Origin of the sequence: Pantoea sp. S61 (genome assembly GCF_016625145.1) — a bacterium.
In the GTDB taxonomy this organism is placed as follows: Bacteria; Pseudomonadota; Gammaproteobacteria; order Enterobacterales; family Enterobacteriaceae; genus Pantoea; species Pantoea rwandensis_B.
Genome location: NZ_JACVUO010000003.1, coordinates 425,973 through 445,360 on the forward strand (window position 1 = coordinate 425,973; position 19,388 = coordinate 445,360).

Genomic DNA, 19,388 nt, shown 5'->3' on the forward strand with positions numbered 1-19,388 from the left:
TTCAATTAGCTAACTCACTATTTCACGCAGCATTTATTTCCTTTTAAGACTATTTCCATATTAACTCTGTCAAATAACTCCTGCATACTCTTAAACGTTGCTGCAGCTTTTCGTGACGTACATCACGTCTCAAACGGCCCTTTCCATGCAGCGCTTATGGCAGCATTGACTTATATCGCACTGAAAAATCATTTCTTTTTATTTTCGGTGGACAACTCCTGAGCGCGTACTTGATTCTGGTCAGGCCATCTTTTACTTAAGAAAAGAGAGCAGGTTTTATGGCAAGTACATTGGTAATGAATGATGCAACCCGCTCGTGGAGCGGATTGCGTAAAAATCTCATCGCAAAAGTCGCTTTAAGCTTTTCGGATTTAATTGCTCTGAATCTGGCTTTGTTTCTATCTGCAGCAACCGTTCAGGGTATTTGGGGAGAACTGGACACCTTTATTCCGCCGCAGCAGATTGAATACCGCTTTATCGCTCAATTAGGGCTTTCTGTACTTTGCACCGCGTGGTTTTGGGTGCGCATGCGTCATTACACTTACCGCAAACCGTTTTGGTTCGAGTTAAAAGAGATTGTAAAAACCCTGTTCGTTTTTTCGCTGCTGGATTTGGCGCTGATCGCCTTCTCCAAGTGGGACTTCTCGCGCATGGTTTGGGTGTTTAGCTGGACTTACGCACTGCTACTGCTGCCGCTGATGCGTGCGGTGGTCAAGCGAGCCATCAACCGCGCAGGTCAGTGGCAGAAAGAGACCATCATTATTGGTTCAGGCAAGAATGCCATGGAAGCTTATGCAGCACTGCAGAGTGAGGAAATCCTCGGCTACAACGTCCAGGCTTTCATCTCACTGGAAGATGAGCACCATCCTGAGAACGTTAATGGTGTACCCGTGATCACCTGGAAAGACATCAACTGGCAAACGATGGATCGCGACAACACGCAATTTATCGTCGCCACTGAGTTTGAACAGCAGGTGGTGCGCGATAAATGGCTGAAGTTCCTGTCCAAAATGAAGTGCCGCTCGATCTCCGTGATCCCAACCCTGCGCGGCGTGCCGCTTTACGGTACGGATATGTCATTCATCTTCAGCCACGAAGTGATGATCCTGCGCGTCAGTAATAACCTGGCAAAACGTTCTTCTCGCTTCCTCAAGCGTACCTTCGATATTGTGGTCGCCTCCCTGTTGCTGCTGTTCCTCGCCCCGGTATTCGGTCTGCTGTGTGCGATGGTAAAACGTGATGGCGGCAATGCGATCTATGGGCATGAACGTGTTGGGCAGGATGGCGTTAAGTTTAAATGCCTGAAGTTCCGTTCGATGGTCACTAACTCTCAGGAAGTGTTGCAAAACCTGCTGGCGACCAGCGAAGAGGCGCGCGCAGAATGGGATCGTGATTTCAAACTGAAAAACGATCCACGTATCACCAAAATTGGCGGTTTCCTGCGTAAAACCAGCCTCGACGAATTGCCGCAGTTGTGGAATGTGATTCGTGGTGAAATGAGTCTGGTGGGTCCACGTCCGGTGATTGAAGTTGAGCTGGAACGCTATGCGGGGGATGTTGATTATTACCTGATGGCGAAACCGGGCATGACCGGTCTGTGGCAGGTGAGCGGTCGTAACGATATCGACTATGATACTCGCGTCTATTTCGATTCCTGGTATGTGAAAAACTGGGCGTTGTGGACCGACATCGCCATTCTGTTTAAAACCGCAGGTGTGGTGTTACGCCGCGACGGGGCCTACTGATCCTACCCGCGATGCGATGTCTGTGTTGTCTCAGCAGACATCGCTTTTTTATTCCTTTCTTTTTCCCTGCTAAGTCATTACCCTTCCCGCTTGTTTAACAGGACGTTTCTGGTTTCAGATGCAAAAATTTACCCTGCTGCTTTTAAGCCTGGTGCTGCTGGCACCACTCGGCATCGATTTATACCTTCCTACTCTGCCGCAAATCGCTGAAGGCCTTAACAGTCCGGTCAGTTTGATTCAGATCACCATCCCGCTGTTCTTACTGGTGATGGGCATCGGCCAGCTGGTGACCGGACCCTTAGTAGATAATTTTGGCCGTAAGCCGATTGCGATCATTGGCCTGGTGCTTTACATCATTGGCAGCGCCGTGGCGGCAACGGCCACCGTATGGCCAGTGTTCTTCCTCGCCCGTTTGATTCAGGGCTGCGCGGTCTGTTGCAGTGCGGTGGTGGCCTTCAGTGGCGTGCGCGATCGTTTAAGCGGTGATGAAGCTGCGCGCGCCTATGGTTTTCTCAATGGTGCATTGAATATTGTGCCGGCATTGGCGCCACTACTGGGTGGTATCCTTGCTGAAGCCTACGGCTGGCGAGCGCCCTTCTGGTTCCTGTGTGGCTATGCTGCAGTCATTGGTTTGATTGTAGTGTTCTTCCTGCCGGAAACCCGTCCAGCCGATACGTTACGCGTCAAAGGATTGCCGTTAGCGCAATATGCGGCGATTGCACGTGAGCCGCGTTTTCTTGCTTTCGCGTTTGCCAACGCGGGTGCGCTCGGCATGGTGCTGACTTATGTGTCACTTGCCCCCCACGTGCTAATGACGGAAGGGGGTCTGACGCCCCTGCAATTCTCCTTTGCCTTTGGTGCCAACGGCTTTTGGATCATGCTGGTCAGTGCGTTTGTGAATAAGACTATCCGTAAAGCCGGACGCCCGTTCTGCCTGGCGATGGGCTTTGTCACCATGCTGCTGGGTGCCATTCTGCTGCTGGCGGGAATGATGCTGTTGCCTGCCGCATGGCAGACACACTGGGCGCTGTATATGATTCCGGTGGCGGTATCGGTTGCAGGACTGGCCTTTACCGTTGGCCCCGCCACCAGCTACGCGTTAGAACCGTATCAGCAGCAGGCAGGCGTTGCCGCGGCCTTGCAGGGGTTTATTCAGATGGCGTGCGGCGCGGGTGGCAGCCTGATGATTGTGGCATTGCCGGTCGCAGAAAAATCAGCACTGGCTTTAATGATGCTTTTAGGTGCAGCGCTGGCCCTGATTGCCTGGCGCTGCAGTAAGAAGATGCACGGCAGCGTGACCGCGCTTAAATAATCTCAACTGGTACGCGGGGCGCGAGCGCACACATCAGCTCGTAGCCCACCGTGCCAGCGGCTTTCGCCACCTCATCGATTTTCACCTGATTGCCCCACAGTTCCACTTTGGAACCAATCCCGGCCTGCGGGCAAGGTTCGAGGTCAATCATCATCATATCCATGGAGATCGCGCCCAGCGTCTGGGTACGAATACCGTCAACGCTGACTGGCGTGCCGGTTGGCGCATGGCGCGGATAGCCATCTGCATAGCCGCAGGCCACAATACCAATGCGCTGTGCGCCCGATGCATGATAGCGATAGCCATAGCCCACGCCGTCACCAGCACTGAGCTGCTGCACACCAATGATTTCACTGTTCAGCGTCATCACCGGTTGCAAGCCGCTGCTGGCAATATCCTGCCAATTCCCGCTTGGCGATGCGCCATAGAGAATGATCCCCGGACGCACCCAGTCAAAGTGCGCCTCTGGATGCCACAAAGTGGCGGCAGAGTTGGAGAGCGAGCGCGGGCAATCCAAACCTTCGGCGGCCAGTTCAACGCGCTTCATCGGTTCGATAAGTCCTTCCGGGTTTTCCGCGTCCGCAAAATGTGCCATCAGCGTCATCTCACCGACGTTAGGGAGCGCACGCAGTTTCTGCCACGCCGCCTGCACCTGTTCCGGACGGAAACCCAGCCGATTCATGCCGCTGTTCATCTTCACATAGATATCAACCGGTGCAGAAAGTGAAGCTTTGGCCAGCGCCTGAATCTGCCAGTTGCTGTGCACACTGGTGGTCAAACGATAACGATCGATCAAGGTTAAATCTTCGGCATGGAAGAAACCTTCCAGCAACAGAATCGGTTTTTTCCAACCCTGCTCACGCAACAGAATCGCTTCTTCCATATTCAACAGCGCGAAACCATCGGTCTCTGCCAGACTTTGCCAGGCACGCGCGATACCGTGCCCGTAAGCATTGGCTTTGACCACTGACCAAACCCGCGACTGCGGTGCAGCCTGCCGTACAATCGCCAGATTGTGGCGCAGCGCCTGTTGGTTAATGGTGGCGCCAGTAGGACGTGACATGCTTGTGCTCTCCCTGAGGTCTCAACGCGCCGCGTTAGCGTTACGCAACGGCGACGAATGGGGTTCGAAACCCGGCAGGTAGCGCAGTACTGACAAATCGTCTGCGGCAATCGCCGGTTTCTGACCGGAAATCAAATCGGCCAATAGCTGACCGGAACCACAGGCCATGGTCCATCCCAGCGTTCCGTGACCGGTGTTGAGATAGAGATTGGACAGCGGTGTACGCCCGACAATCGGCGTGCCGTCCGGCGTCATCGGACGCAATCCTGTCCAGAACGTGGCCTGTTCAACAAAACCGCCTTCAGGATAGAGATCGCTGACCACCATCTCCAGCGTTTCACGTCGTGCAGGCGTCAGTTTGGTGTTAAAACCAACAATTTCCGCCATGCCCCCCACGCGGATGCGATCGTCAAAGCGCGTGACCGCCACTTTGTAGGTTTCATCAAGGATGGTGGAGACGGGGGCTGCGACTGGATTCTTAATCGGAATAGTGAGGGAATAGCCTTTAAGCGGATAGACCGGAATTGACACGATGTCTTTCAGCAGCGCGGTCGAGTAGGAACCGAACGCCACCACATAGGCGTCCGCCTTAATCACCTCTTCGCCACACTTCACGCCGTAAATACGATTGCCTTCACGCAGCAGTTGGTCAACCTGAGTGTCGTAGCGGAAGGTGACACCCGCAGCGGCTGCCATCTCGGCCAGGCGCTGCGTAAACAGCTGGCAGTCTCCGGTTTCATCATTCGGTAAACGCAGCCCGCCGGTCAGTTTATGTGCCGTCGTGGCCAGCGCCGGTTCAACGCTGTGTAACTGGTGTGCTTCCAGGAGTTCGTAAGGCACGCCGGCATCTTTGAGTACGGCAATATCTTTGCTGGCGCTCTCAAACTGTTGCTGAGTGCGGAACAACTGCAAGGTGCCGCCCTGCCGGCCTTCATAGGCGATACCGGTCGAGGCGCGCAATGCTTTCAGGCAATCACGACTGTATTCCGCGATACGTACCATGCGTCCTTTGTTTTCCTGATAATGGCGCATGTCACAGTTGCGCAGCATGTTCCACATCCATTCCAGCTGGAACTTGCTGCCATCGAGGCGGACGGCCAATGGCGCGTGGCGCTGGAACATCCATTTAACCGCTTTCAGTGGCACACCCGGTGCCGCCCAGGGCGCCGCATAACCTGGAGAGATCTGGCCAGCGTTACCGGCACTGGTTTCCAGCGCGGCCCCCGGCTGGCGATCGATGACCGTCACCTCATGTCCAGCCTGCGCCAGATACCAGGCACTCGCCACTCCCACGACACCACTTCCAAGAATCACTACGCGCATAAGCCCCTCGCCGCGGCAAAAGCATAATCAACTATGAATGCTGTTTGTATCAGCATAACCAGACAGCACTTCTTATCTTACATTCGACAGACATATTTCACATGTTTTTCACCTTCCTGCACACAGAAATCATGAGTCAGTGCAAAAATCAGGATTTTTTATGCCATAAAACCATTAATCAGCAATTTATTATGCGTAAGGGAGTGCTTTTCTCTTTTTTCAGGAGAAAGCGTCGCAGTCATATAATGCGCTTATAAACAGAGTTTTATTCTGCAAGTTAGCTAAAAACCAAGAGTTGTCATCAGTAATGACTTAAGCGACGATTTTTGAATGATTTTCTGCCAAAAGAATTCGATTGAGTTCCGGTTTCGGATAAGCGACAGTGGACTATCATTGAAGTGTTCGCTCAGTTTTATTGGGCCGTCTTTCTCAGGATGAAGCCTTAAACGATCGTGACAGGTGACACTCCGTTGCCTGCCGCTTGCAAAACAGAGGTGCGCTATGACGACAATCTTTGACGAGCCAACCCGGAGCAGTAAACGACTCAGTGATGGACCCGACTGGACCTTTGAACTGCTTGATGTTTATCTGGCAGAAATTGACCGTGTAGCGAAAAGCTACGGGCTTGATACCTATCCGCATCAAATCGAAGTCATCACCTCCGAACAAATGATGGATGCCTACTCCAGCGTGGGTATGCCGATTAACTATGCCCACTGGTCGTTCGGTAAAAAATTTATTGAAACCGAACAACGCTATAAACATGGTCAGCAGGGCTTAGCCTACGAGATCGTCATCAACTCCAATCCTTGTATTGCTTATTTAATGGAAGAGAACACCATGACCATGCAGGCGCTGGTGATGGCGCACGCGTGCTATGGGCACAACTCTTTCTTTAAAAATAACTATTTATTCCGCAGCTGGACCGATGCCAGCTCCATCGTCGATTACCTGTTATTCGCGCGTAACTACATCACTGATTGCGAAGAGCGATATGGCGTGGAAGAAGTGGAGCGGCTGCTCGACTCCTGCCATGCTCTGATGAACTACGGCGTTGATCGCTACAAGCGTCCGCAAAAAATTTCGCTGCAGGAAGAGAAAGCGCGGCAAAAAAGCCGTGAAGAGTATCTGCAGAGCCAGGTGAATACGTTATGGCGCACCCTGCCACGTAAAGAGAAGGAGTCCGTGCACGTGGAAGCGGCGCGCTATCCTTCGGAACCGCAGGAAAATCTGCTCTACTTTATGGAAAAAAACGCCCCGCTGCTGGAATCCTGGCAACGTGAGGTGCTGCGCATCGTGCGTAAGGTCAGCCAGTATTTTTACCCGCAGAAACAGACGCAGGTGATGAACGAAGGATGGGCGACGTTCTGGCATTACACCATCCTCAACCATCTATACGACGAAGGGAAAGTGTCGGAACGCTTTATGATGGAGTTCCTGCACAGCCACACCAATGTGGTGTATCAGCCACCGTATAACAGCCAGTGGTATAACGGCATAAACCCTTACGCTTTGGGCTTCGCCATGTTCCAGGATATCAAGCGTATCTGCCAGTCACCGACGGAAGAAGATCGCTACTGGTTCCCGGATATTGCGGGTTCCGACTGGCTGAAAACGCTGCACTTTGCCATGCGCGAGTTTAAAGATGAGAGTTTCATCAGCCAATTCCTGTCACCCAAAGTGATGCGAGACTTCCGCCTGTTTACGGTAATGGATGACGATCGCAATAACTTCCTGGAAATTGCCGCGATCCACGATGAGGCAGGCTATCGCGCCATCCGCCAGCAACTGTCAGCGCAGTACAACCTGAGCAATCTGGAGCCTAACATTCAGGTCTATAATGTGGATCTGCGCGGCGACCGTTCGCTGACCTTACGCTACGTGCCACAGCAACGCGCGCCGTTGGATAAAAGCCGCCGCGAAGTGCTAAAGCATGTGCATCGGTTGTGGGGTTTCGATGTGATTCTGGAACAACAGAACGAAGATGGCAGCGTTGAGTTGCTGGACCGTTCGCCTTCACGTGGCCCGGCACTGTAAGCATAAAAAAACCGGACTGTTAAAGTCCGGTTTTCTTTTAGCGCTTGCTGGCTAAATCATCGGGCATGCTTTTTTGCATGCTATGCCAGATTTCTCCACTGCGACGACCATACTCACGTACTGTATCGACAATCTGGTCCTGTGTGGGATTCACACTGCACAAATCCGCCAGTTGACGATAGAAGCTACGAGCCTGCTGACGCGCCTCAGAATTAGAGAAGTAGTGGCGCCCCACGCGGGTATACAGCCCTTTCAAACCGTTCAGGATCAATCCATAAATCGGGTTACCGGAGGCAAAGGCCAAACCACGGAACACGCGATAATCCAGTTCGGTGTAAGCTTCTGCTTTATCCTCTTCGCTCAGTGCAGTTTCCAGCACCTCGCGCGCTTTGTCCGGATGATGGCGCAGTGCGCGGCTGATAAAAATCGACGCGATATTGGTACGCACCGACAGCAGATTATCAATCAACTGCGGTACGCTATCGTGATCGAGGCGGGCAAGCGTTTCGAGAATGTTAAGACCGGAGGTTTCCCAGAAATCATTCACGCGCGTGGGTTTACCATGCTGAATGGTTAACCATCCATCGCGTGCCAGACGCTGTAAAACTTCACGCAGCGTAGTGCGCGTGACGCCAATCAGTTCAGAAAGCTCACGTTCAGCAGGCAGAATAGACCCCGGCGGAAAGCGACTGTTCCAGATGCTTTCAATAATATACTCTTCAGCAAATCCTGCGGGGCTTTGCGCCTTAATCACCATAGCATTTATTTCTCATTGCTTTCTTTGTCGTAATGGCACTCATCATACCAGAGCGGCTATAGCGGAAATAGACTGACAATCGATTAAAAGCGCGCGCTGGCGCAAAATTCAGCGGTGTTTTTAACCGGTCAGACGGCAACGCACTCGTTTGCGTGGTATGGACCTTCTGTCACCTCCGCTTGATCAGTAAATGCGATTTTTATGGCCTGGATCAGGCTTAAGTCATTTTTGTACATGATTTTTTCCCCTTACCTGGCTGGCACGGTTACGCTTTTGGTTTACACTGCGAAGCATTAATGGTTACAGGATAAGCAATATGTTGCGATATTTGAATCAATGCTCACGAGGACGCGGGGCATGGTTATTGCTGGCTCTGACAGCACTGGCTTTTGAACTGACTGCACTCTTCTTTCAACACGTCATGGGACTGAAACCCTGCGTGATGTGTATCTACGAACGTTGTGCGCTGTTTGGCGTCATGGGTGCAGGTATCGTTGGCGCGTTCGCCCCGAAGTCCCTGCCACTGCGCTGGGCCGCTATCCTGATTTGGCTGTACAGCGCTTATAAGGGCTTAATGCTTTCGATTGAACATACGAATATTCAGCTGCACCCGAATCCGTTTGTCACTTGTGACTTTGCCGCGCGCTTCCCGACCTGGCTGCCGTTGGATAAATGGCTGCCATCGGTATTTGTAGCCAGCGGTGATTGTGCCGAACGCAGCTGGACATTCCTGACCTGGAGTATGCCGCAGTGGATGATCGTCATCTTTGCCGCGTATCTGCTGGTTGGTGCACTGGTGCTGATTGCCCAGCCGTTTAAGCCAAAACGCCGCGATCTGTTTAGCCGCTAATCATAACAAAACAGGCAGCTCTCGCTGCCTGTTATCACGTCAACCGTTACGGTCGGGCCGATCGATAATGTGATCTTCCCAGTCGCGCACTTCGCTCTCCCGCACCGCGATATACCGCACCGAGATACGCTGCGCATGCATCGCTTTTTTCGAACCGGCCACCAATGGATGCCAGGCAGGCAATGTGCCGCCTTCGCCTAACAGACGATAGGCGCAGGTACGCGGCAACCAGTTAAAGGTGGTGAGGTTTTCACGCGTCAGCTTGATACAGTCCTCTTCAAATTCAAACCGGCGCTCGTAGTTACGGCACTGGCAGGTTTTGATGTTCAGCTGATTGCAGGCCACATTGGTGAAATAGATTTCGTCGGTGTCCGCATCCTGCAACTTATTCAGGCAGCACTGGCCGCAGCCGTCGCACAGTGATTCCCACTCTGCATCGTCCATTTGGTCAAGGCGTTTTGTCTGCCAGAAAGGTTGTTCAGTCATGATCGCGGTCCGGGTTGTGCAATAAGACCGCACCTTATAAAGGGTTAGGTGCGGTGATGCAAGTTTTACAGTACGCGGGTGGTAATTCCGTGACCGGCCAGCGAGATTTCGAGTTTATCGCCAGATCGCATTGGCCCGACACCTTCCGGGGTGCCCGTCAGGATCACATCGCCAGCGCGCAGCGTAAAGTACTGACTCATATAGGCAATCAGCGGCAGGATTTTGTGAATCATATCCGCCGTGCTGCCATGCTGGCGCACTTCACCATTCACCACCAGTTTCAGTTCGGTGTCTTGCGGGTCGCCGCTGAATTCAGAAAACGGAATAAAACCTGACAGCGGGCAGGAGTTATCAAACCCTTTGGATTTTTCCCACGGCTGCCCGGCTTTTTTTAAGCCCGCCTGCACATCGCGCAGCGTCAGATCCAGTGCCACGCCATATCCGGCAATGGCCTTCACCACATGCTCTTCACTGGCTTGCTTCAGTGTTGATCCAATCAACACTGCCAGTTCCACTTCGTGATGCACTTCGCCGAAGTTAGCGGGAATTGAGAGCGGCTGACGCAGATCGCACACCGCCGTTTCCGGTTTGATAAACACCACCGGTTCTGTCGGCGTGGCGCTGCCCATTTCCTTGATGTGCTTCGCATAGTTGCTGCCTACGCAAACCACTTTGCTGACGGGATAATCCAACAAAGCGCCCTGCCAGTTACGATGCTGATACATGCTGTTCCCCTGCATTAGTTGTGTTTGATGCCAGTCTGACTGGCGGATAGGTCAGGTTCAGCGCCGGAACGCGGCGAGCTGAGGAAGATTATATTAGCGGTTTTATAGCGGCAGACGTGGCGGAAATTGTCAAAAGTCGTTAATCATGCTCAACAAACAGGATCACCGCCGGAGATTATTGCCCGCAATATTGCTTTAAAGCGGGCGAATAATTAATGCAAATAACACTGAGGATATTTACAGGGCATATTTACAGATGAATCCGAATTAAACTTTTTTACTCTGATCAAGATGAATGTTGAGCAGACTTTCAACCGGTGGTGGGATCTGTAAATAATAGCCTTGATCGCTCAAACCTTGCTTAACTTTATTGATATCTGCATTAGCCAGTTTGTCGCGTTTGTCCAGTGATAGCACCATTGCCAGCTGGGGTTTACCAAAGCCACGCAGCAGTTCTTCAGGAACGCGCGAAAAATCGTCTTTTTTTTCAACATAAAGATAAGTTTGTTCACGTTGCGGGCTTCTGTAGATCACACAAAACATATTTTTTACTCGAATTAACCTGTGGCGTCACTTGCCTGAATATAGCAGTAACTATAACATGCTTGCAGAACTTCGAATATTGACCGTTTGATGTTAATGACGATTTTATCGACGTACATCTTAGGGTCGTAAAACAGGACTGAGTCAGGACAGATGTCGCAAACGCCAATCGAATTCAAGGGAAGCAGTTTTACCCTGTCAGTGGTTCATCTGCACCATTCACAACCCGAGGTGATTCGTCAGGCGCTGCAGGACAAAATCGACCAGGCACCTGCGTTTTTGCAGAATGCGCCGGTGGTGCTCAATGTGTCAGCGCTGAACGGTGACATCAACTGGAAGCAGATGCAGCAGGCGGTCATCGCCACTGGTTTACGGATTGTTGGTGTCAGCGGTTGTAAAGATGAAGCCCTGAAAAAGATGATTGCCCGAGCAGGCTTGCCGGTGTTGTCAGAAGGCAAAGAGAATCGCAAGCGTGCAGAAGCGCCAGTGGCAGAAGATGCGCCGCCGATCGTGGCACCGGTGGCTGAAACCGCCAGTAAAACCCGCATCATCAATACGCCAGTGCGCTCAGGCCAACAAATTTACGCACGGAATGCCGACCTTATCGTCACCAACAGCGTCAGCGCCGGTGCCGAACTGGTGGCAGACGGCAATATTCATATTTACGGCATGATGCGTGGTCGTGCGCTGGCGGGTGCCAGTGGCGAACGTGACAGCCAGATTTTTTGTACCAACCTCGCAGCCGAGTTGGTCTCTATTGCCGGGGAATATTGGATCATGGATCAGATACCGGCGGAATTCTTTGGTAAAGCCGCGCGCCTGTGCCTTAAAGAGGGCGCGCTCACCATTCAGACACTTTATTAGGCCCCTTTTCTTTCGTTAAGGAAATCAACATTTATGGCACGCATCATTGTAGTTACATCGGGTAAAGGGGGCGTTGGCAAGACCACGTCAAGCGCGGCCATCGCAACCGGTTTAGCGCAGAAAGGCAAGAAAACTGTCGTGATCGATTTTGATATCGGTCTGCGTAACCTCGACCTGATCATGGGCTGTGAACGCCGTGTGGTTTATGACTTCGTCAACGTCATCCAGGGCGATGCAACACTGAACCAGGCACTGATTCGTGACAAGCGCACGGAGCAACTCTATATTCTGCCTGCTTCACAAACGCGTGATAAAGATGCGCTGACCCGCGAAGGCGTGGAAAAAGTATTAAACGACCTGGCCGCGATGGAGTTCGACTTCATCGTATGTGATTCCCCTGCGGGTATCGAAACCGGTGCGTTGATGGCACTGTACTTTGCGGATGAAGCGATTATCACCACCAACCCGGAAGTCTCTTCCGTACGTGACTCCGACCGTATTCTGGGCATTATCTCTTCTAAATCGCGTCGTGCTGAAAACAGCCAGGACCCGGTGAAAGAACATCTGCTACTGACACGTTATAACCCAGGCCGCGTGACGCGTGGCGACATGCTGAGCATGGAAGACGTGCTGGAGATTCTGCGTATACCACTGGTGGGTGTGATCCCGGAAGATCAGTCGGTACTTCGTGCTTCTAACCAGGGTGAGCCGGTCATTCTCGACGCTAACTCTGACGCCGGTAAAGCTTACGCTGATACCGTAGATCGCCTGCTTGGCGAAGAACGCCCCTTCCGCTTTATTGAAGAAGAGAAGAAGGGTTTCCTGAAACGCCTGTTCGGGGGATAACCAATGGCATTATTAGATTTCTTTTTATCCCGTAAGAAGAACACAGCCAACATAGCCAAGGAAAGGCTGCAAATTATCGTAGCCGAGCGCAGAAGGGGCGACAGTGAGCCCCATTATCTGCCGCAACTGAAGCGCGATATTTTGGAAGTGATCTGTAAGTACGTGAAAATTGACCCGGATATGGTGACCGTTCAGCTGGATCAGAAAGGGGACGATATCTCCATCCTGGAACTCAACGTCACACTGCCGGAGACGGAGACGGAAGACGTTCCTAAATGATTGTAGCGGGTTCCTGATTTTCCCCTGCGTTGTGCGCAGGGGAAAACATTCCGCTTATAGCGCCTGCAGGATCTCGTCGATTCGTTTTTGCAGCAATTCACCACGCCAGCCAGTCAGTAATTCTGGTGTACGGCATCCGCTTTTCAAGCCCCAGTAAACGCTTAACACCTGATTGATTTGGCGACGTGAAGCCAATAGCTCCTGACTGAAACCCGTCTCTTCGCTTACCTGTAACACCAGCGCTTTGATGGCTTTAAATGCCTGTTTGTAATGTGGATGGTCAATCAGATTAGGCAACGGTTGTGGCAAGGTCGCTTCATCCTGAGCCTGAGCTTCCGCCACCAGCGCCACCATCGCTTTCCCGTGGAAGCGGATTTCATGACCGTTCAGGCCCAGATGATCGAGTTCCCCCAGGCTACCCGGCATAAAGCGCGCCACTTTCCACAGATTCTCTTCACGTACCACAAAATTCACGGCCATGTCTTTCTGGCGGGCGATGTTCAAGCGCCATGCCGCCAGGCGTTGCAGCGCTGCCAACTGGCGCGGACGCAACTGCCATGCGTTGGTGATGTCGCGCCATGCATCCTCTGGCTGCAAAACGTCAAGACGACGCTGGCAAAGATTATCGCATTCGCTCAGCGCTGCAGCCATGTTGCCTGCGGCTTGTGTCTGCTCAACTAACTGATGGGCAATCGGCAGAAGATACGCGACATCTGCTGCGGCATAGTCGCATTGACGCTCAGTGAGCGGGCGCGCCAGCCAGTCAGTACGGGATTCGCTCTTATCCAGTTCGATTTGGTTAAAGTGATTAACCATCGAAGCGAAGCCCCATGACAGGGGCTGCCCAGCGAAGGCCGCCAGGATTTGAGTATCGATCATCGGATCGGGCAGGCATTTAAAACGATGCAAGAAAACTTCAAGATCTTCGCCACCGGCGTGCAGGAATTTTGTCACCTGCTTGTCTTGCAGCAGTGCGATGAACGGCGTCCAGTCACTGATGTTAAGCGGATCGATCAGAACCAGTTGTTCACCATCGAACAGCTGGATCAGACCCAACTGCGGATAGTAAGTGCGCGTGCGCACGAATTCAGTATCCAGCGCAACGGCATCATGCTGGCGCGCTTGTTCGCACACGGCAGCCAGCTGGCTGTTTTGGTCGATCAAAGTGTAATTCACGTATTCATTCTCGCTGCGGCACACTTCGCGCAGCGCTCCATGTTAAAAGCAATAAAAACGCCGGACTGAGCCGGCGTTAACCTGGAGAGAAAGGCAGCTTACTGCCCTTCTCGCTTCGCCTCGTCACGCAATTCGCGGCGCAAAATTTTGCCCACGTTGGTCTTCGGCAGCTCATCTCTAAACTCGATAATCTTCGGCACTTTGTAGCCGGTGAGCTGACGGCGGCAATGATCCAGCACTTCTTCTTTCGTCAGTGACGGATCCTTTTTAACGATGCACACTTTCACCGCTTCGCCGGAAAGGTCGCTGGGCACACCGATTGCGGCGGCTTCGCGCACTTTCGGATGCTGCATCAGCACATCTTCGATTTCGTTAGGATACACGTTAAAGCCTGACACCAGAATCATGTCTTTCTTCCGATCGACGATGCGAATAAAACCTTCGCCATCAACGGTAACAACATCACCGGTGTGCAGCCAGCCATTTTTCAACACTTCTTCGGTGGCATCCGGCCGCTGCCAGTAACCCACCATCACCTGTGGACCACGAATACAGAGTTCGCCCGGTTCGCCTGGCGCCACATCGTTATCTTCGTCATCGACGATACGTACATCCGTGGAGGGTACAGGAAGGCCGATGCTGCCGGTGTGGCAAGTGATGTCATACGGATTGACCGATACCAGCGGTGAACACTCGGTCAAACCATAACCTTCGAGCAGATAATGCCCGGTGAGTTTTTCCCAGCGCTCAGCCACGGCCTTTTGCACGGCCATGCCGCCGCCAGCAGAGAGACGCAGTGTAGAGAAATCGAGCTTATTAAAGTTTTCGTCGTTTAGCAGCGCATTAAACAGCGTATTGACGCCGGTAATGGCGGTGAACGGGAATTTGCTCAGCTCTTTGACAAAACCGGGGATATCACGCGGATTGGTGATCAGCAGGTTGGTACCGCCGAGATCGAGAAACAGCAGGCCGTTTACCGTTAACGCAAAAATATGGTAGAGCGGCAGAGCCGTGACCACCTGCTCTTTGCCCGCACGCAGCAGTTTGCCATAGGTGGCTTTGGTCTGCTCCAGGTTAGCCTGCATGTTGCCGTGAGTCAGCATCGCGCCCTTGGCGACGCCGGTGGTGCCGCCGGTGTATTGCAGGAATGCCAGGTCGCTGTTCGTCAGTGTCGGACGCTGGTAAGTCATCTGCGCACCCTGCTGCAATGCGCTGCGGAATGGCACCGCACCTGGCAGATGGTATTTCGGCACCAGCTTCTTAACATACTTAACCACGAAATTAACCAGCGTGGCTTTGATCGGGGCAAGTTGGTCACCCATGCGCGTCAGCATCACGTGCTTGATTGGCGTTTCCGCGACGACTTTTTCCAGCGTGTGCGCAAAGTTAGACACAATGACAATCGCACTGGCACCGCTGTCATTCAGCTGATGTTTGAGCTCACGCGGCGTGTACAGCGGGTTAACGTTGACCACCACCATACCCGCACGCAATACGCCAAACAGCGCCACCGGATACTGCAGCAAGTTTGGCATCATCAGCGCCACGCGGTCGCCCTGCTTCAGGCCCAACCCCTGTTGCAGCCAGGCCGCAAAGTCACGACTTTGCTTATCCAGCTGACGATAGGTCATCGGCTGACCCATATTAATAAACGCCGTTTGATCGGCGTACTGCAATGCTGCGTGCTCGAAAAGTTCGACCAAAGAGGTATAACGGTCCGCATTAATCTCCGCAGGAACATCTGCCGGATAGCGTTTAAGCCAAACCTTATTCAAAAAATCACCCCGATATTCTTGTTGCGTAGCCATCGCCGCCTCTGCAATCAGTGTTGTTAACAATATTTTAACTGATTGTACCAGTTTGCCTGTTTCGGCATTTTCAGGTTGCGAAGCGCATCACTAAATTTCGCGCATCGGTTGCGCGCCCAATAAAAAAGCCCGGTCGCGAGCATCGCGACCGGGCCGTCAAATAATGAAGATGAATTATTCGGTCAGGATAGTTTCCACCTGCGCGGGACCGGTATTCATGTTCATCCCCCAATAAGGATTTGGCCCCCAATAACCCGGATGACGACGCGTTGGCCCATACCAGATCCAGGGATCGATAGGCTGCGGTGGCGTCATCACCTGCTGAGTCAGGTGCCAGCGCTGATAGCCGCGCACATCCACCACCACGAAGTTGTAGCTGGCTTTCCCAATCTCACCTTTTTCGGTGCCTTTAATGTTGCCCAACACCGTAATGTATTGATTGTTCAGATCCACCGGATCAACGAACCCGCGAATATCGGCAAAAATGCGTCCTACTGATGCAGAGCCTAAACGTGGCCGCGCACTGTCATCCAGCGGTTGGGTGGCAATTTCCAGGCGTGTGAGACCGGTCAGGTTAGTGACTTTCACCACTTTACCGCCAAAACGGGACTCCTGGCCGACATACAGCTGCGGCGCATTCATCACGCGTAATAAATCTTGCTGTGGAAGTTGAGAACTCCCTTTAATGGAATCTGGTACCGAAACGCAGCCGCTGAGCAGCAGCGCGCAAGCTAACAAAGCGCCAGACATCCCTTTACGACTTATTGGCATAGCACTTCTCCTGTTATTTCTCAGTTAGACTGGGCGCTTACGGAATAGTTGCGTCACACTTATCGGCCCGGCAACTTTTTCCATGCCACTTCGTTACGCAGGTACACTGGCTCAGCATTTTCCACTGCGACAACTTCATCGCGCTGCCAGGCACTCAGTGCCAGCGGCAGCATATCCTCGGCTGCCGGCAGCGTCACCTCCGTGGTCACTAAAGTTGCGCCGGTCGAACTTAACAGATGCGGATAAGCTGCCCAGCCGGTGCCCACCGTTGCCCATTCGCCGCTTAACTGGGCGATGCGCGCCTGTGCATCTTCGGGTTTCAGTACGGCTTCCGAGTCCGCACCTTGCCATTCACCGTTAGCATCACGCTGATATTCGGCCCAGTAAACTTCGCCCATGCGCGCGTCAATGGCAGCCAGCACGCGTTCAGCGCCAGTTAAGCGCCATGCGCCCTGAGCCATAGTCGCGAGAGAAGATACGCCGATCATCGGCAAGTTCGCCCCCAGCGCCAGCCCTTGCGCGATACCAATGCCAATGCGCACGCCAGTAAAACTGCCTGGCCCACGGCCAAACGCCAGCGCATCGAGTGCCGTCAGCGCCAGCTGCTCCGCCTGCAATAGTTCCTGTACCAGCGGTAAGATACGTTGGGTGTGATCGCGCGGGGCGATTTCAAAGCGGGCATCGATCTGCTGCTGATTGAGCAGCGCGGCAGAACAGGCTTCTGTCGCCGTGTCCAGAGCTAAAATTCGGGCGGACATAACAACCTCTGAAAGTCAAAATGGCGCGCATCTTAACACAGCCTGGCACAAATTAGTGCTTCTCTGGCTGGCGGACGAAGGCGATGGCGCGCTGCAAATCGCGGGTGCGCGGCGTGGGTGGCAGACTATTGAGGAACAACCCGCCGTACGGGCGCGATACCAGACGCTGATCGCAAATCACCAGCACACCCCGGTCTTCTGTGTCGCGGATTAAACGGCCGACACCCTGCTTCAGGGTGATCACGGCATCCGGCAGTTGCACATCATTGAAGGGATCGCCGCCGCGCAGCCGGCAGTCTTCCATGCGCGCTTTGAGCAGCGGATCTTCCGGCGAAGTAAACGGCAGCTTATCGATAATCACCAGCGACAGTGCATCCCCGCGCACATCGACGCCTTCCCAGAAACTGCTGGTCGCCACCAGTAAGGCATTACCGGCTTCAAGGAACTGCTTCAGCAGTTGGCCTTTGCTGGTTTCTCCCTGCAACAACACGGGTAAGGTCATCGAGGCACGAAATTCGGCGGCCAGTTCGCGCATCATCTTGTGGGAAGTACAAAGGAAGAAGCAGCGTCCTTTATTGGCATCGATCAGCGGTTTCATCATCCGTGCCAGCTGACGGGCACCGCCGGGTTGATTCGGCTCCGGCATATTGCGTGGCACACACAACAGCGCCTGCTGCGTGTAATCGAAGGGACTGTCGAGAATCATAGTGGTGGCTTTATCCACCCCTAAACGACTGGAAAAATGACTCATCTGCTCATTCACCGCCAGGGTCGCGGAGGTGAATACCCAGGCGGCTTTACGGTTGTCCATCACTTCACGAAAACGCTCTGCCACCGATAGCGGCGTTAACGCCAGCGTAAAGTGGCGGCTGGTGCACTCATACCAGTAGCTAAAGCCCGGTTCATCAATGGCACGCAGGCGTTTTAGCCGGGTGCGATACAGTGCCGCGCGCTCGAATGCCGCGTCCAGTAACGCCGAACGTCCCAGCGACAATTTGATGACGTCGTAGCAAAGTTCCAGCGCATCATCCAGCAAGGTCAGCATACGCATGATGTTGTTGTCGCTCAGCAGGTCACGCAGATTGCCGCGAAAACCCGGCTCGCCCAGTGTTAAGCGGAAATCCTGCGCGCACTGTGCCAGACGGTCGGCTGATTTCTGCAACTGCTGCACGTCGCGCACTTCAGTGCGATAGGCAATAATGATGTCTTTGGCGAGATCCTGCAGTTGGCGGCTCGATAGTTGCTGACCAAAGTACTGGCTGGCGATATCGGGTAACTGATGCGCTTCATCGAAGATCATCACATCCGCTTCTGGGATCAGTTCGCCAAAGCCGCCCTCTTTGACCACCAGATCGGCAAGGAACAGATGATGGTTCACCACCACCACATCGGCATCCATGGCTTTCTTACGCGCTTTCACCACAAAGCAATCTTTGTAGAGCGGGCAGTCGCTGCCCAGGCAATTATCATTGGTGCTGGTGACAAACGGCCAGATCGGGCTGTCTTCGGCGACGCCGGAACAGTTGCTGACGTCACCATCCGAAGTTTGATTTGACCAGCTGCGCACGTTGATCAAATCCCCGAGCGCCTGTACTGTCAGATCGCCACCCGTTTGATTTTGCTGCTCCAGACGTTCGAGGCATAAATAGTTGGAACGTCCCTTCAGCAGAGCGGTTTTACCGCTGAACTTCAGGGCACGAGCGATGGTGGGCAAATCGCGGTTATACAGCTGATCCTGCAAAGCTTTGGAGCCGGTTGAGATAATGACCTTTTTTTTCGCACGCAGTGCGGGCGCCAGATAGGCGTAAGTTTTACCGGTCCCGGTGCCGGCTTCGACCACCAGCTCACCGCCTTTCTTCACCGCTTCCATGACCGCTTGCGCCATTTCACGCTGCGCGGCACGCGGTTTGAAACCTGGAATAGCCTGCGCCAGCGCGCCATCAGCTGCAAAATCGTCTGCCACACATCCTCACCGATTGGTCAAAAACACTGTAATTATGTCAGGATTCCCCTGAGGCGACCACAACAGATGACAGCGCCCTACT

General features: G+C 53.2%; 18 protein-coding genes. 7 read left to right on the top strand and 11 right to left on the bottom strand.

Translation table 11 applies throughout. The features are described 5' to 3' along the window. Positions 1-278 precede the first annotated feature (278 nt). Positions 279-1,745, top strand: coding sequence for an undecaprenyl-phosphate galactose phosphotransferase WbaP (wbaP, locus tag IAE30_RS10015; protein ID WP_045832177.1), 1,467 nt, complete (start codon positions 279-281; stop codon positions 1,743-1,745). 118 nt (positions 1,746-1,863) lie between these two features. After that, entirely contained in the window at positions 1,864-3,057 is a 1,194-nt protein-coding gene (locus IAE30_RS10020) for a multidrug effflux MFS transporter (RefSeq protein ID WP_045832178.1), read from the top strand. Here the strand turns inward: IAE30_RS10020 and dadX are convergent. Together dadX and IAE30_RS10030 are read right to left on the bottom strand one after the other, a co-directional pair. After that, entirely contained in the window at positions 3,050-4,120 is a 1,071-nt protein-coding gene (gene dadX / locus IAE30_RS10025; RefSeq protein ID WP_200679449.1) for a catabolic alanine racemase DadX, read from the bottom strand. The two genes, IAE30_RS10020 and dadX, sit on opposite strands and share 8 nt — an antisense overlap. Before the next feature lie 21 nt (positions 4,121-4,141). After that, positions 4,142-5,443, bottom strand: coding sequence for a D-amino acid dehydrogenase (locus tag IAE30_RS10030; RefSeq protein WP_200679450.1), 1,302 nt, complete (start codon positions 5,441-5,443; stop codon positions 4,142-4,144). Positions 5,444-5,944: 501 nt separating this feature from the next. On the opposite strand from IAE30_RS10030, the gene IAE30_RS10035 reads away from it, so the two are divergent. Further along, on the top strand, positions 5,945-7,480 hold the full coding sequence (locus IAE30_RS10035) for a SpoVR family protein (RefSeq protein WP_034828757.1): 1,536 nt from the start codon (positions 5,945-5,947) through the stop codon (positions 7,478-7,480). Between the two features lie 37 nt (positions 7,481-7,517). On the opposite strand, the gene fadR is transcribed toward IAE30_RS10035, so the two are convergent. Beyond that, positions 7,518-8,237 (bottom strand): fatty acid metabolism transcriptional regulator FadR, encoded by a 720-nt coding sequence (fadR, locus tag IAE30_RS10040; RefSeq protein WP_038646611.1) that lies wholly within the window; start codon positions 8,235-8,237, stop codon positions 7,518-7,520. Positions 8,238-8,553: 316 nt separating this feature from the next. Between fadR and dsbB the strand changes: the two genes are divergently transcribed. After that, positions 8,554-9,087 (top strand): disulfide bond formation protein DsbB, encoded by a 534-nt coding sequence (gene dsbB / locus IAE30_RS10045; RefSeq protein WP_034828752.1) that lies wholly within the window; start codon positions 8,554-8,556, stop codon positions 9,085-9,087. A gap of 39 nt (positions 9,088-9,126) precedes the next feature. On the opposite strand, the gene IAE30_RS10050 is transcribed toward dsbB, so the two are convergent. From IAE30_RS10050 to IAE30_RS10060, 3 genes are all read right to left on the bottom strand, one after another. Next, positions 9,127-9,573 carry a YcgN family cysteine cluster protein gene (locus IAE30_RS10050; protein ID WP_038646609.1) on the bottom strand — a complete coding sequence of 149 codons (447 nt, stop codon included), beginning with the start codon at positions 9,571-9,573 and terminating at the stop codon, positions 9,127-9,129. Between the two features lie 65 nt (positions 9,574-9,638). Next, positions 9,639-10,298: a fumarylacetoacetate hydrolase family protein gene (locus IAE30_RS10055; RefSeq protein WP_200679452.1), complete on the bottom strand. Its 660-nt coding sequence runs from the start codon at positions 10,296-10,298 to the stop codon at positions 9,639-9,641. Positions 10,299-10,565: 267 nt separating this feature from the next. Next, positions 10,566-10,841: a YcgL domain-containing protein gene (locus IAE30_RS10060; RefSeq protein ID WP_058959843.1), complete on the bottom strand. Its 276-nt coding sequence runs from the start codon at positions 10,839-10,841 to the stop codon at positions 10,566-10,568. Between the two features lie 153 nt (positions 10,842-10,994). Here IAE30_RS10060 and minC point away from each other — a divergent pair, with 153 nt between their 5' ends. Genes minC through minE form a run of 3 tightly spaced genes read left to right on the top strand, consistent with a single transcriptional unit; the run spans position 10,995 to position 12,830 of the window. Then, complete coding sequence (gene minC, locus IAE30_RS10065) at positions 10,995-11,705, top strand: septum site-determining protein MinC (protein WP_038646603.1); 711 nt, start codon at positions 10,995-10,997, stop codon at positions 11,703-11,705. Between the two features lie 33 nt (positions 11,706-11,738). Continuing rightward, on the top strand, positions 11,739-12,551 hold the full coding sequence (minD, locus tag IAE30_RS10070) for a septum site-determining protein MinD (RefSeq protein WP_034828743.1): 813 nt from the start codon (positions 11,739-11,741) through the stop codon (positions 12,549-12,551). A 3-nt stretch (positions 12,552-12,554) separates the two neighbouring features. Beyond that, a complete protein-coding gene (minE, locus tag IAE30_RS10075; protein WP_034828741.1) occupies positions 12,555-12,830 on the top strand; it encodes a cell division topological specificity factor MinE in 276 nt (91 codons plus the stop codon). A 54-nt stretch (positions 12,831-12,884) separates the two neighbouring features. Here the strand turns inward: minE and rnd are convergent, their stop codons facing one another. From rnd to IAE30_RS10100, 5 genes are all read right to left on the bottom strand, one after another. After that, positions 12,885-14,006: a ribonuclease D gene (rnd, locus tag IAE30_RS10080; protein ID WP_038650065.1), complete on the bottom strand. Its 1,122-nt coding sequence runs from the start codon at positions 14,004-14,006 to the stop codon at positions 12,885-12,887. Positions 14,007-14,104: 98 nt separating this feature from the next. Further along, the gene (gene fadD / locus IAE30_RS10085) at positions 14,105-15,781 is read right to left on the bottom strand and encodes a long-chain-fatty-acid--CoA ligase FadD (RefSeq protein ID WP_156150564.1); all 1,677 of its coding nucleotides are present in this window, start codon (positions 15,779-15,781) and stop codon (positions 14,105-14,107) included. Between the two features lie 207 nt (positions 15,782-15,988). Then, positions 15,989-16,585, bottom strand: coding sequence for a Slp family lipoprotein (locus IAE30_RS10090; protein ID WP_038646597.1), 597 nt, complete (start codon positions 16,583-16,585; stop codon positions 15,989-15,991). A gap of 59 nt (positions 16,586-16,644) precedes the next feature. Continuing rightward, positions 16,645-17,343: a tRNA (adenosine(37)-N6)-threonylcarbamoyltransferase complex dimerization subunit type 1 TsaB gene (tsaB, locus tag IAE30_RS10095; protein ID WP_200679459.1), complete on the bottom strand. Its 699-nt coding sequence runs from the start codon at positions 17,341-17,343 to the stop codon at positions 16,645-16,647. Positions 17,344-17,395: 52 nt separating this feature from the next. Next, complete coding sequence (locus IAE30_RS10100; protein WP_200679461.1) at positions 17,396-19,306, bottom strand: ATP-dependent DNA helicase; 1,911 nt, start codon at positions 19,304-19,306, stop codon at positions 17,396-17,398. Between the last annotated feature and the right edge of the window lie 82 nt (positions 19,307-19,388).